The following is a 13,610-nucleotide window of genomic DNA, read 5'->3' as shown; positions in this document are numbered from 1 at the left end:
GACGAGCCCCGGATCGCAATTGCGGACCGCGGGGCTGAACGAACAGCTAGACCACGGGCACCGCAGGCCGGTACCCGTAGAGAAATCGTCCATGCCGAGCTAGCACGCATCGAGTGTGCCACCGAGGACCACGTCCGCGCAAAGGACCCGTCCGACGCGCGGTGCCGCCGGGTGTCTCCCGTCGGCGGTAAGTTGATTTCCGACATGACGATTGCGACTGAGACGGATCAACTGCTGGACGGGCTCAACCCCCAGCAGCGCAAGGCGGTGCTGCACGAGGGCACGCCCTTGCTGATCGTCGCGGGCGCCGGGTCGGGCAAGACGGCTGTGCTCACGCGCCGCATCGCCTACCTGCTGGCCGCCCGTGACGTCGGGGTGGGACAGGTGCTGGCCATCACCTTCACCAACAAGGCCGCCGCCGAGATGCGGGAACGGGTGGTGGAGTTGGTCGGGCCCCGCGCCCGGTCGATGTGGGTCTCCACGTTTCACTCCACCTGCGTGCGGATCCTGCGCAACCAGGCGTCGCTGCTGCCGGGGCTCAACTCCAACTTCTCGATCTACGACTCCGACGACTCGCGCCGGCTGCTCATGATGATCGCCAAGGACATGGGCCTCGACACCAAGCGGTACTCGCCGCGGCTGCTGGCCACGTCGATCTCGAACCTGAAGAACGAGTTGATCGACCCCGACAAGGCCGCCTTCGAGGCGGCGGAGGGTGAAGACGACCTCGCGCGCATCGTCGCCCAGGCCTACGCCGAGTACCAGCGCCGGCTGCGGGCCGCGAACGCCCTGGACTTCGACGACCTGATCGGTGAGACGGTCGCCGTGCTTCAGGCCTTCCCGCAGATCGCGCAGTACTACCGGCGGCGGTTCCGGCACATCCTGGTCGACGAGTACCAGGACACCAACCACGCCCAGTACGCGTTGGTGCGGGAGTTGGTCGGGCACGATCTGGAAGAGGGCGCCGACGGGGTGCCGCCCGCCGAACTGTGCGTCGTCGGTGACGCCGACCAGTCGATCTACGCCTTCCGCGGCGCCACCATCCGCAACATCGAGGACTTCGAACGCGACTACCCCAACGCGACGACGATCCTGCTGGAGCAGAACTACCGGTCGACGCAGAACATCCTCTCGGCCGCGAACTCCGTCATCTCCCGCAACTCGGGGCGCCGGGAGAAGCGGCTGTGGACCGACGCCGGGGAAGGCGAGCTGATCGTCGGGTACGTCGCCGACAACGAACACGACGAGGCGCGGTTCATCGCCGAGGAGATCGACGCGCTCACCTCCCGCGGGGACGCGAACTACTCCGACGTCGCCGTCTTCTACCGCACCAACAACTCCTCGCGCGCCGTCGAGGACGTCTTCATCAGGGCGGGCATTCCGTACAAGGTCGTTGGGGGAGTGCGCTTCTACGAGCGCAAGGAGATTCGCGACATCGTCGCCTACCTTCGCGTGCTCGACAACCCCGGTGACGCCGTCAGCATGCGACGCATCCTCAACACCCCGCGCCGCGGCATCGGCGACCGTGCCGAGGCCTGCGTCGCGGTCCACGCCGAGAACACCGGTGGGTCGTTCAACGACAGCCTGCAGGCCGCCGCCGAGGGGCGGGTGCCCATGCTCAACACTCGGTCGGAGAAGGCGATCGCCGCGTTCGTCGCCTTGCTCGACGAGTTGCGCGGATTGCTCGACGACGAGCTGGGCAACCTGGTGGAGGCCGTGCTGGAACGCACCGGTTACCGCCGCGAGCTGGAGGCGTCGAACGATCCGCAGGATCAGGCTCGGCTGGACAACCTCAACGAACTCGTCAGCGTCGCACACGAATTCAGCATCGACCTCGCCAACGCCGCCGCCCTGCGTGAGGAGGAGGGCGAGCCGGTCGACGAGGACGTCCCGGACACCGGCGTTCTGGCTCAGTTCTTGGAGCGGGTCTCGCTGGTCGCCGACGCCGACGGCATCCCCGACGACGGGTCGGGCGTGGTGACGATGATGACGCTGCACACCGCCAAGGGCCTGGAGTTCCCCATGGTCTTCGTGACCGGGTGGGAGGACGGCATGTTCCCGCACATGCGAGCCCTCGGCGACCCCCTGGAACTGTCCGAGGAGCGTCGCCTTGCCTACGTCGGCATCACCCGCGCCCGGCAACGGCTGTACCTGAGCCGAGCGAAGGTGCGCTCGTCGTGGGGACAACCGATGCTGAACCCGGAATCCCGTTTCCTGCGGGAGATTCCGCAGGAGCTCATCGACTGGCGGCGGGTGGAGGCCCCGCAGTCGTCGTTCAGCGCCCCCGTCAGCGGGGCGGGCCGCTTCGGCACGCCGCGGCCGTCACCCGCCCGCACCACGGCTGCGCGCAACCGGCCGGCGATCACCCTGGAGCCCGGCGACCGCGTCACGCACGACAAGTACGGTCTCGGTCGGGTCGAGGAGGTCTCCGGCATGGGCGAATCCGCCATGTCGCTCATCGACTTCGGCAGCGCCGGCCGGGTCAAGCTGATGCACAACCACGCGCCCATCCAGAAGCTCTAATCGGGGTGATTCCACGGCCCGTCGGCTAGCTCGGCGGGTGCCGGTAGCCGCGGTTCGGACAGCGGCGGCACTGCGCTGAGAACGGGGTTCCGGTCCAGGCGCGCCCCCGGGGTGCGGCCTCGGCCCCAGCCGAGCATCGCGCGGTATTTGCCGAGCAGGCCGTACCGGGCGACGGCGTCCTCATCGGCGTGCGGGCTGTCCGGTCCCGCCGGGGTCGACGTGGGTGCGACGTACAAGGCGTCGGTTGGGCAGTACGCCTCGCACATGAAGCACGTCTGGCAATCCGACTGCCGGGCGATGACCGGCACCCCGTCGGCGCCCCGGTCGAACACGTCGGTGGGGCAGACCTTCACGCAAAGGTCGCAGGCGATGCACGCCGCGGTGCTGACGATCTCGATCATGCGGCCGGCTCGGCGGAGACGAGCCGCGGCAGCACCGCGTCTGGCGCGGTCCACACGGAGTCCAGGCCGCCCACCAGGATCCGGTGGTCGAACCGGTGGTCGCGGGCCGGGACGTCCTCCCGACGGTGCAGGCCGCGACTCTCGGCGCGGGCCAGCGACGCGGCCGTCGTCCATCGCGCGACGGCGAGCATGGCGACCGCCTCGCGGGGCTTGTAGGACGCCCGACGCGGCACCGGGGCCAGACCGCCGGAGACCTCTTGCCATAGGGCGTCCAGCGCCGCGGCGGACTCGGCCAAGCGGGACGCCGACTTCAGGTAGCTACGTGACGGTGGCAGGACGTGGGTTTGGGTGGCGCGCACGACCTCGTCGACGGTCGGTGCGCCGACGCCGCCCGCCCGTAGGCCCTGATGTTCGGTGGTGTCACGTCCGACGAGCGCCGTGCGTCTGCGGCTGAACTCCGCGGCCCCGCGACCGGCGAACGTCCCTGAGGCGATCGCCCACGATCCGTTGCGGCTGCCCCCGCCACTGACCGATCCGGTGATCAATTCGCGCGTCGCGGCGTCACCGGCGGCGAACAGGCCGGGAACCGTCGTCGCACAATCGGGTCCGGTCAGTCGCAGGCCGCCCGTCCCGCGGACCGATCCCTCGTGGATCATGCGGATCGGATAGGCGGTCGTGAACGGGTCGACGCCCGCCTTGTCCAGCGGTAGGAAGTAGTTCGGCTGTGCGTCGCGCATCGTCTGGCGAATGTCGGCGGGGGCCCGGTCGAGCCGAGCGAAGACCCGCTCCCCGCGGGCCAAGGCGCGCTGGGCGTCCTGTCGTCCACCCAGTCCCAGCTGTGTGGGCAGCGGTCGGCCGCGCTCGTCGTAGAAGCTGCCCCACTGCAACATCCGTCCCTTAGTGTGAACGCCCCACTCCGGTGCCAAGGCGTAGGCGCCGGAGAACTCCATGCCGGACAGGCTGGCGCCAAGCTCCGCGGCCATCAGCAGCCCGTCCCCGGTGTCGACGTTGGTGCCGAAGGTGCCCGACATGAAGGCGGTGCCACCGGTGGCCAGTACGACGGCCCCGGCACGAATTCGCCACGGCCGTCCGTCGTCCTGTCGGGCCACGCCCCGGGCCCCGTCGACGACCCCGTCGAGGTCGGTGCAGAGTTCCAGTGCCGGATGGTGGTCGAAGATGCGGACCCCGCTGCGGTGGGCCTTGCGGCGCATCCGCCGCATGTACTCCGGGCCCTGCAGGCTACTGCGCAGCGGCTGTCCGTCGGGTGTGGTCGGAAACGGATACCCCCACCGGGCCAGCAGCTCGACCCGGTCCCACGAGGTGGCCAGAACCCGCGACATCCACTCGGCGTCGGTGAGTCCGCCGGCGGCGAGCTCGGACTCGCGCATCGACTGTTCGCGGCGTGGTCCGGGCGGAATCAGCCACAGGTTGTTGCCGCCGGACGCCGTGGCGCCGGTGGTACCACAGAAACCCTTGTCCACCAGAGCGACTCGGCTTCCTGCCTCGGAGGCGGAGATCGCCGCCCACGTGGCCGCGGGGCCGCCACCGATCACCAGGACGTCGGTCGTCAGTTGGTCGGCGTCAGGAGGGCTGCTCATGGCCTACCTCTTCGTGCACGCCAAGTTCGGCGAGCAGGGTGCGGCGCAACTCGTCAAATCCGTCGTCCCCCCGGCTGCGCGGAAAGGGCAGGTCTACCCGTCGGTCGAGGGACACCCGGCCGCCGGAGAGCACCACCACGCGGTCCGCGAGCAGGATTGCCTCGTCGACGTCGTGGGTGACGTGCAGGACCGCCATGTGCCGCCGCGACCACAGGTCGTGCAACAGGCGGTACATCTTCAGTCGGGTCAGGGCGTCGAGTGCACCGAACGGCTCGTCTAGCAAGAGCAGGTCGGGTTCGCGAACCAGGGCTCGAGCTAGCGAAACGCGTTGCGCTTCACCGCCAGAGAGCTGCAGCGGCCACGACCGGGCCTTGTCGGCGAGACCTACCTCGGCGAGTGCGGCGCGGCCGCGCGCGTCACGGTCGGCCGCGTCGGGTCCGCCGTCGGGCAGGGCGAAGGTGACGTTGGCCAGGGCGCGACGCCACGGCAGCAACCGGGGACTCTGAAAGACGACGGCGCGGGAACGGGGTGCGACGACCGAGCCCGTGACTTCCTCGTCGAGTCCGGCGACCGCCCGCAGCAGCGTGCTCTTGCCCGAACCCGAGCGGCCTAGCATGGCCACGAATTCGCCGTCGGCGATGTCGAGCTCGAAGTCGTCGAGTACCTGCTGGGATCCGAAGTTGCGCCGCAGCGCTCGGATCGTCACGACCGACTGCGTCACGAGACGCCGTCGAACCCGTTGCGCCAGGACAACATCAATCGCTCCAGGAGCCGAACCAGCGCATAGGACAGCAATCCGGCGACGGCGTAGATGACGATGACGAGCAACGAGACGTCGAACTGCAGATTGGTCTGTGCACGGGACATCAGGTAGCCGATGCCCTTGGTGGTGTTGATCATCTCGGCGAAGATCAGACTGAGCCAGGCGCTCGAGAGGCCCAGCCGCAATCCCACCAGGAAGTTCGGCATGGCCCCGGGCAGGATGACCTGTGTGATGAGCGTGTGGCGCGGCGCCTTCAAGGTCTGCGCCATTTCGACGAGTTGACGGTCCACGCCCCGGATTCCGGCGTAGGTGTTGATGTAGACGGCGATGGCGACACCGGTGGTGATGAGGACGACCTTGGGTCCCTCGCCGATGCCCATCCAGATGATCAGCAAGGGGGTGAGCGCGAAGTTGGGCACGGCCTTGAAGACCTGCATGGTCCAGTCGAGGAGGTCCTCTCCCGTTCGGGTGAGTCCGGCGACGACAGCGAGTGCCGCACCGATGAAGATGCCCAGGACCGTGCCGGTCAGTACGCGGATCGCCGATGCGCCGACGTGGGTGGCCAATTGGCCGTCGTCGAGGAGCCGCCACGCCGTGGCGGCGACCTGGGCGGGCGGCGGAAAGAGGTCGGGGTCGAGCCACCCGGTCGCCGCCCCGACGGCCCAGGCGAACAGAAGTGCGCCGGGGCCCGCCATCCGGCGGACCGTCCGGGGTGTCCGCGCCCAAAGTCCGCGTCTGGTGCGGTGTTCGGTGACGACCTCGACCAATTCGGGTGCGGGGCGGGTCGGCGTCGTCGGGACCGCAGCGGTGGTCACTTCGTGGCGCCGATCCACTCGGTGACGGAGTATTGGTTGGCGAGCGAACCGTCGGCTTGAAGGAAGTCGTAGGCGTCCTGCAGTTGCTTGACGCCGATCTGGGGGAACGGCTCGGTGTTGAACTCGTCGGCCTGGGTGGACTGCTTCACGTCCTCGAACTTGGTGCCGTCGGTGTCGGCGACCCAGTGCAGGTAGTCGTCGAAGTTCTTCTGAATGTCGGCGTTGACCGCGGTGACCGCCCGCTGCCACGCGTCGCGGAAGTCGGGGTGGGCCTCGGTGAAGGAGGTGAGTGCGACGTTGGTGCCGGTGCTGCCCATGCCGTGTTGGGAGAGGCTGTCGATGACGGGATAACCCTTGTTCTGCAGATCCACCGAACTGGCGCCGCTGAGGACCGTGGCGTCGATTTGGCCCGAGCTCAGCCCCGCGATGGACTCGGGTGTGGGCACGTCCTTCACGTCGATCTTGCCGGTGAGGCCGGCCGCTTCGATGAGCTGGCGGGCGGCCCGGTCACGGATGGTGCCCTGTGGGGCGGTCACATTCTTGCCGACGAGCCCCTCGATGGTGGTGGGCCCGCCCCGCGCGCCGACGAGCTGCATGTCACTGTTGACCGAATCAAACGACAGGAGAACCACTTTCGGGTCGCGGCTTCGCGCCCGCAGGGCGGGGTTGTCACCGACCGCGGCGACGTCGACTGCGCCCGCGATGAGCGCCGAGACCGCGTCTCCGCCGGACTGGAAGAACGAGTATTCGATCCGGTCGACCCCGGCCGCCTTCAATTCTTCGTTCAGGATGCCCTGACGGTCGCCCCATCCCAGCGATCCCGCGGGTGTCCCCGTCACCGACGTCGCGCCGATCCGCAGGGTGTAGCCGCCGGAGTCGGCGGGGCCGCTGCTGCAGGCAACCGCCGTGGCGGCCAGCGCGGCGACGGTCAGGACACGCAGGATTCGGCTGAACATTGGAGTGGAGCCTCCGGATTCGGATCTGTGACAGAGAGTCAGGACCCTCACTACAGCCGATTCACAGGTGGGGGTCGATCGTTACGCTCGTGTTGACCGGAACGCCCCCGGGACCCCGGTATGGCTCAGTCGCACCAGCGGCCGGTGGCCGGGAGCAGCGCCAGGGTGATGGCGGCCACGGGCAAGACCGGGATGCCGTAGACCAATTCGGGCAGGTCCGCTCCCGCGACGAACAGCCCGGCGAAGATCATTAGCGCCACGATGGAGCCGACGACGATCAGCAACCGGCCGATGCGTTGGCGCAGCAGCAGTGAGATCAAGCCGCCGATGGTGGCCGCGGCGGACACCGCGGTGAGGAATCCGATTGCGATGCAAAACAATTCGTCGGTACCCCACCAGCCGCTGATGAGCGACGTCGCGATGACGGCGGTGGCCCAGCCGCTGATGATGCTGACGGTGGCGGCGGCAGACGCGGCGAGGGGGCTCTCACGGTTGGTGGTCGGCCGCGGCGCCGGCGGTGGGGCCATCGACGGGACGGCGGCGGCCTGCGGGATGAAGCTGGTCTGCAGCTCGGGTGCGGCCTGCGGGATGAAGCTGGTCTGCGGCTCGGGTGCGGCCGGGAATGCGCCCGTGGGGTGGCGGCGGATGATTCCGGTCTGCTGCTCCGGGAAGTCGGGAGGCGGTGGCGGGCCTGCCTCGGGCTGCCGCCGGATGATGCGGGTCTCCTCGGACGGAGGGCCGCCGGACGTCACCTGTCAGCCGACGTAGTTGCCGGGGCTCAGGCCCTTGGCGGCGAGCCACGGCACGGGGTCGACGAAGTCGGTGCCGTTCTTGAGGACCGAGAAGTGCAGGTGCGGGCCGGTGGACTGGCCGCGGTTGCCGATGGTGGCGATCTGGTCGCCCGCCATGACGCGTTCGCCGGGGGTGACGAGCCAGGTGTTGACGTGGCCATACAGCGTGACGGTGCCGTCGGAGTGCCGGATCTTGACCCAGGCGCCGTAGCCGGCGGTGAGCCCGGCGTCGGTGACCACGCCGTCCGCGGCGGCGACGATCGGCGTGCCGATCGAGTTCGCGATGTCGATGCCCGCGTGCAGGACGCCCCAGCGGTACCCGAAGCCGGACGTCCACACCCCACGGGCGGGCATGACGTACATGGGCCTCGCGAGGCGCGCCTCGCGTTCGGCGCGCTCGGCGGCGAACGCGGCGCCGTTGGCGAGTTCCTGGCTGTGCACGGCCTCGCTGGCCGCCGGGGCGACCGTGACGATCTGCATGCCGTCGGAGGAGCCGGAGATGGCAGCGCCGTCGACGAAGGCGTTGGGTCCGGCGGCGACCATCTGGTCGGCGGGCGCCTTGTCGGAGGCGTTGACCATCGAGTAGGCCGCGGCTGCGGTGGCGCCGGCAGCCATGGCGGCGGCGACCAGACGAGCCTTGACGTGGCCGTCGCCGACCTTGCGATGTAGGCCGCGGCGGGCCGACATGTCGATGACGTCGGTGTCCTCCATGCCGTTGCTGACGTCGGTGTGACTGTCGCGGTAGGCGTGGCGTGAGCGGAGCTCGTCTCCGGCCGGCCGGAACTGCGCGGGGACGGCGAGCCGCAGGGGCGTCAGGTCGTCGGTGTCGTGCAGGTCGTCGAGCTCGGGTGCGCGGATGACCAGTGACTCGCGATCGAAGGCACAGGTGTTGCTGAAGTCCAGCTCGTCGAGATCGCCGAACTCGTTGAACGGAATGATGTCGGTGGTGGTGGCGTCGAAGTGGGTCGTCGAGGTCTCACGAGATACCCGTGATGAACCCTGCTCAGCCAACCGAAATGTCCTTCGCGCCGTGACCGTACCGTTACTTAGACCAGAGGCACGTTAACCAAAATCCAATGTTGGTGGCAACCCGTGGCCATATTCCGCCGAATATTGTGACTTGTATCACTACAGGGCGGCCGGTGAGATGTACCACATGACGGTGGGCGGTGCGGATCACATTGGGGTGTGTGGATAAAGTTCCTCCCGAGCCATTCTGGCCGAAACGTAGAGAAACAACCAATCAGTCGACGCTGACAGACTAGGGAGATCCGGGGAAACGCATGGATCTATTCGAATACCAGGCGAAGGAGTTGTTCGCCAAGCACGAGGTACCCACCACTCCGGGCCGGGTGACCGACTCGGCCGAGGACGCCAAGGCCATCGCCGAGGAAATCGGCAAGCCCGTGATGGTGAAGGCGCAGGTCAAGGTCGGCGGGCGCGGTAAGGCCGGCGGCGTGAAGTACGCGGCCACCCCCGACGACGCCTTCACCCACGCGCAGAACATCCTGGGCCTGGACATCAAGGGCCACGTCGTGAAGAAGTTGCTCGTCGCCGAGGCCAGCGACATCGCCGAGGAGTACTACATCTCCTTCCTGCTCGACCGGTCCAACCGCACCTACCTCGCCATGTGCTCCGTCGAGGGCGGCATGGAGATCGAAGAAGTCGCCGCGACGAAGCCCGAGCGGCTCGCCAAGGTTCCCGTCGACGCCGTCAAGGGTGTCGACCTGGCCTTCGCCCGTTCCATCGCCGAGCAGGGTCACCTGCCCGCCGAGGTGCTCGACGCGGCCGCGGTGACCATCCAGAAGCTGTGGGAGGTCTTCGTCGGCGAGGACGCCACGCTGGTCGAGGTCAACCCCCTCGTGCGCACGCCGGACGACCAGATCCTCGCGCTCGACGGCAAGGTCACCCTCGACGCGAACGCGGACTTCCGTCAGCCCGGGCACGAGGAGTTCGAGGACAAGGACGCCACGGATCCGCTCGAGCTCAAGGCCAAGGAGAACGACCTCAACTACGTCAAGCTCGACGGTGCGGTCGGCATCATCGGAAACGGCGCCGGGCTGGTCATGTCGACCCTGGACGTCGTCGCCTACGCCGGCGAGAAGCACGGTGGCGTCAAGCCCGCCAACTTCCTCGACATCGGTGGTGGCGCCTCGGCCGAGGTGATGGCCAATGGTCTCGACGTGATCCTGGGCGACGACCAGGTCAAGAGCGTCTTCGTCAACGTATTCGGTGGGATCACTGCGTGCGACGCGGTGGCCAACGGCATCGTCGGCGCGCTGAAGAAGCTCGGCGACAGCGCCAACAAGCCCCTGGTGGTCCGGCTGGACGGCAACAACGTCGAAGAGGGTCGTCGCATCCTCGACGAGGCGAACCATCCCCTGGTGATCCAGGCCGACACCATGGACGCCGGGGCCGACAAGGCCGCCGAGCTGGCGAACAAGTAAGGGGCGCTGCACATGTCGATCTTTCTGAACTCGAACAACAAGGTCATCGTCCAGGGCATCACGGGCGGCGAGGGCACCAAGCACACCGCGCTGATGCTGAAGGCGGGCACGCAGGTCGTCGGCGGCGTGAATGCACGCAAGGCGGGAACCACTGTCTCGCACCAGGACAAGGACGGCAACGACGTGGAGCTGCCGGTCTTCGGCAGCGTCGCCGAGGCGATGAAGGAGACCGGCGCCGACGTGTCGATCGCCTTCGTGCCGCCCGCGTTCTCCAAGGACGCCATCATCGAGGCCATCGACGCCGAGATTCCGCTGCTGGTGGTCATCACCGAGGGAATCCCGGTGCAGGACAGCGCCTATGCGTGGGCCTACAACGTAGACAAGGGTGAGAAGACCCGCATCATCGGGCCCAACTGTCCCGGCATCATCACCCCCGGTGAGGCGCTGGTCGGCATCACGCCCACCAACATCACCGGCAAGGGTCCGATCGGCCTGGTCTCCAAGTCGGGCACGCTGACCTACCAGATGATGTACGAGCTGCGCGATCTCGGCTTCTCGACCGCCATCGGCATCGGCGGCGATCCCGTCATCGGCACCACCCACATCGACGCGATCGAGGCGTTCGAGAAGGATCCCGAGACCAAGGTCATCGTGATGATCGGCGAAATCGGTGGCGACGCCGAGGAGAAGGCCGCCGACTACATCAAGGCCAACGTCTCCAAGCCGGTGGTCGGCTACGTCGCGGGCTTCACCGCGCCGGAGGGCAAGACGATGGGCCATGCCGGCGCGATCGTGTCCGACGGTGCCGGCACGGCCGACGGCAAGAAGGTCGCCCTCGAGGCTGCCGGTGTCAAGGTCGGCAAGACGCCGTCGGAGACGGCCAAGCTAGCTCGCGAGATCTTCGAAAGCCTGTAACACGCAACAACCTGTCATACGCAGCGTCGAGTGTGCGGTCAGATCGCGAATCCTTCGGAATTCACGATCTGGCCGCACACTCGTTTGCGTGGCCGTCGTCGGAGAGCCGCGCGATGATCTCGCGAACCACCGCGTCGGTGTGTTCTTCGCGGTACCTGAGCTGATACCTCACCAGCGGCTCGGTCAGGTCGTACCAGGAGGCGCGCCTGTCCCCGTCGCGCGACTTGGCCGAGGTGACCCATCGCGCCGACACCAGTCGTCCGAGCGCCGTGGCCGCAGACTGATTCGACACGCCGACGGCGGCAGCGAGATCGCTCACCGTGCGTGGCTCCCAGTGCCGGGCCAACTCCACGACGAGGCGCTGTTCGCCGGAGGGTAGCTCCCACAATTGGTTCTGATACTGAGGCGTCATTCGGTCCAGCAGCGCCCCGACCACGGGAACCAGCGCGTCCAGCGACGTCGCGTCGACGAAGTCGGAGAGGATGTGCCAGGTGCGCGGCAAGCCGCCTGCGAGGCGGTGGATCACCCCGAGTCGCTCGCGACCGGAGGGGGAGTCGACGAATGACGCGAGGGCGTCGTCCCCGCGTTTCTCGGCCGCGCGCCGCAGGATGGAAGCGCCGTCGGGGACTCCGAACTCGGGCAGCGTCTCCACCATGAAGGAGCCGTACCAGGGCATGTCGCGCGACGAGACGCCGCCGAACAGAGCCGGGGCCGTCCCGAAGACCATGACGGCGGTGGACGTTTCGACCCACGCGCGCAGACTGCCCTGACCCGCCCCGCCCAACGCGTCGAACACCCGGTCCAGGTTCTCGACGGCCAGCAAGACCATCCGACCGTCGGCGTGGGCCACGATGGCCTGTTCGATGCCGACGGCGTCACCGTCGCGACGCAACCCGCGGGCGGTCTCTGCAAGGTCCGTGTCGATGGTCCTCGCCATCTCGACCAGCAGGTCGAGGTAGGACCCGATTGCCAGGGAGTCCTCCGGAATCAGCACCGGGAGAAAGGCCTTGGTGTTCGACGGATCGACGAGACTGCGTCGAACCACGACGTGTTGCGTATGGGTCTTGCCGGCGCCGCGCGGCGCGACGAGCAGCGTGTGTGGCCGCGATCCGTCACGGGCAGCCGAGGAGATGCGGTGCACCAGGGTCTCGAACAGCGATTCACGGCCCACCGTCATCGCGTCCAGATCCTCGGGGCGGGAGGCCGACGGCGTGAAGTTCGGGTGCACGCTCATCGGCGCAACATTCGCCAGGCACGTTGGATGAGAGTCGAGGAGAACCTGTCGGCATCGGCCTCGCGAATCAGATAGTGGTCAAGTTCCAGACGTTCGACGAGCGAGACCAATTGGTCGCGATCGTCGATCGGGCTGCCCTCCCCACGCAGCAACGCCAGTACCTCGTCTATGCCGAGGGGACCGTTGGCGTATGCGTAGACGTCGAGGACCTTGGCGATCGAGGGGGCGTCCTGCCCGTAGTAGTGGCTCAATCGGTCTCGGTAATGGCGCAGATCCCACGGGTCGGTGGGGTCTTCGATCGCGCTGGTGACCAATCCGGCGATCTGGTCGGGCCGCGGAAGCACGCGGGTGTCGCGTGCCGCGGCTACGGAGGCGGCCACCAGATGCTGGATGTAATAGGGGACGTTCTCGGCGGCCGCCGCGATGGCTGGCGCGATGAGGTGGGCGTCGGCCGCGTTCACCCGGACGCCCAGCAGGAGGCACTCGGCGAGATAGGTGGCGTGATCGTCGCGGATGGGCCCGACGGTGATCTTCCTGATGTCGTTGACGGTGCTCGGTGCGTCGGCCGAGACGTGGTGGAAGCCGATCGAGCCCGACAGGATCGTGGCGACCCGTCCGCCGTGTTCTCGGCGAAACCGGCGCAGCGTGTGCAGGAAGTTGTCGCCGGCTCCCGGCTCGCGGCGCTCCAGGTTGCGGGCGAGAACCGTCACCTCGTCGATGAACAGCACGACTTGGCGCCCGTCGGCGCGGTCGACGGCCCGGCTCAGCAGGTCGTCCAGGGCGGCCGCCGCACGGGCGTCGCGCTCGATCTTCACGGGGCCGGCGGACAGGGTGAGGCGCAGCTTGGCCAGTTCGGAGGCCCAGGTGGGCTCGAGCCGGGCGAGCTCGGCGGCCAGGGCGGCCACGAAGTCGGCGTAGGTCTCACGTTCGGCGCTGGTGGCGACGACGACGGCGCCAGCTGCGGCGACGTTCTGCTGGACCACCCGCGCCAACGACGTCTTGCCGTGCCTGCGGTCGCCGACGAGCACGGCGCCGCTGTGCGGGAGTGACGCGGCCACGGCCTCGGCGTCGCGGAAGCGTCCCACGACGTCCTCGGGACGGACGATTCCGCCGACGACGAGGGACATCGGGCGGGCGGGATAGGACATCGCACCATTCTTACGCCGC

Annotated in this window: 12 protein-coding genes; 3 read left to right on the top strand and 9 right to left on the bottom strand. The window is 68.2% G+C overall.

The features are described 5' to 3' along the window. Window positions 1-204 precede the first annotated feature (204 nt). On the top strand, window positions 205-2,523 hold the full coding sequence (pcrA, locus tag ABZ195_RS04535; protein ID WP_355215289.1) for a DNA helicase PcrA: 2,319 nt from the start codon (window positions 205-207) through the stop codon (window positions 2,521-2,523). Here pcrA and ABZ195_RS04530 read toward each other — a convergent pair. The 7 genes from ABZ195_RS04530 to ABZ195_RS04500 form a co-directional block, all read right to left on the bottom strand. Further along, window positions 2,520-2,924 (bottom strand): ferredoxin family protein, encoded by a 405-nt coding sequence (locus tag ABZ195_RS04530; protein ID WP_355215287.1) that lies wholly within the window; start codon window positions 2,922-2,924, stop codon window positions 2,520-2,522. The genes pcrA and ABZ195_RS04530 overlap by 4 nt on opposite strands. After that, the gene (locus tag ABZ195_RS04525) at window positions 2,921-4,522 is read right to left on the bottom strand and encodes an FAD-binding protein (protein ID WP_355215285.1); all 1,602 of its coding nucleotides are present in this window, start codon (window positions 4,520-4,522) and stop codon (window positions 2,921-2,923) included. Before ABZ195_RS04525 ends, ABZ195_RS04530 begins: the two co-directional genes overlap by 4 nt. Further along, complete coding sequence (locus ABZ195_RS04520) at window positions 4,506-5,243, bottom strand: ABC transporter ATP-binding protein (RefSeq protein ID WP_355215283.1); 738 nt, start codon at window positions 5,241-5,243, stop codon at window positions 4,506-4,508. The genes ABZ195_RS04525 and ABZ195_RS04520 overlap by 17 nt, the downstream gene beginning before the upstream one ends. Continuing rightward, entirely contained in the window at window positions 5,240-6,100 is an 861-nt protein-coding gene (locus ABZ195_RS04515; protein ID WP_355215281.1) for an ABC transporter permease, read from the bottom strand. Before ABZ195_RS04515 ends, ABZ195_RS04520 begins: the two co-directional genes overlap by 4 nt. Then, window positions 6,097-7,056: an ABC transporter substrate-binding protein gene (locus tag ABZ195_RS04510; RefSeq protein WP_355215279.1), complete on the bottom strand. Its 960-nt coding sequence runs from the start codon at window positions 7,054-7,056 to the stop codon at window positions 6,097-6,099. The genes ABZ195_RS04515 and ABZ195_RS04510 overlap by 4 nt, the downstream gene beginning before the upstream one ends. A gap of 125 nt (window positions 7,057-7,181) precedes the next feature. Next, window positions 7,182-7,772, bottom strand: coding sequence for a hypothetical protein (locus ABZ195_RS04505; RefSeq protein WP_355216058.1), 591 nt, complete (start codon window positions 7,770-7,772; stop codon window positions 7,182-7,184). 39 nt (window positions 7,773-7,811) lie between these two features. Next, window positions 7,812-8,786, bottom strand: coding sequence for a M23 family metallopeptidase (locus tag ABZ195_RS04500; RefSeq protein ID WP_355216056.1), 975 nt, complete (start codon window positions 8,784-8,786; stop codon window positions 7,812-7,814). Between the two features lie 344 nt (window positions 8,787-9,130). Between ABZ195_RS04500 and sucC the strand changes: the two genes are divergently transcribed. Both sucC and sucD read left to right on the top strand, forming a co-directional pair. After that, window positions 9,131-10,294, top strand: coding sequence for an ADP-forming succinate--CoA ligase subunit beta (gene sucC, locus ABZ195_RS04495; protein ID WP_355215277.1), 1,164 nt, complete (start codon window positions 9,131-9,133; stop codon window positions 10,292-10,294). Window positions 10,295-10,306: 12 nt separating this feature from the next. Continuing rightward, window positions 10,307-11,209: a succinate--CoA ligase subunit alpha gene (sucD, locus tag ABZ195_RS04490; RefSeq protein ID WP_355215275.1), complete on the top strand. Its 903-nt coding sequence runs from the start codon at window positions 10,307-10,309 to the stop codon at window positions 11,207-11,209. A 61-nt stretch (window positions 11,210-11,270) separates the two neighbouring features. Here the strand turns inward: sucD and ABZ195_RS04485 are convergent, their stop codons facing one another. Together ABZ195_RS04485 and ABZ195_RS04480 are read right to left on the bottom strand one after the other, a co-directional pair. Beyond that, entirely contained in the window at window positions 11,271-12,443 is a 1,173-nt protein-coding gene (locus tag ABZ195_RS04485) for a MarR family transcriptional regulator (protein ID WP_355215273.1), read from the bottom strand. After that, window positions 12,440-13,570: an AAA family ATPase gene (locus ABZ195_RS04480; RefSeq protein ID WP_355216054.1), complete on the bottom strand. Its 1,131-nt coding sequence runs from the start codon at window positions 13,568-13,570 to the stop codon at window positions 12,440-12,442. The genes ABZ195_RS04485 and ABZ195_RS04480 overlap by 4 nt, the downstream gene beginning before the upstream one ends. Window positions 13,571-13,610 lie beyond the last annotated feature (40 nt).

This window comes from Mycobacterium sp. NPDC006124 (assembly GCF_040614235.1).
GTDB lineage: Bacteria > Actinomycetota > Actinomycetes > Mycobacteriales > Mycobacteriaceae > Mycobacterium.
Note: the sequence above shows the minus strand (reverse complement) of the source record. Positions and strands in the feature narration are given on the sequence as shown.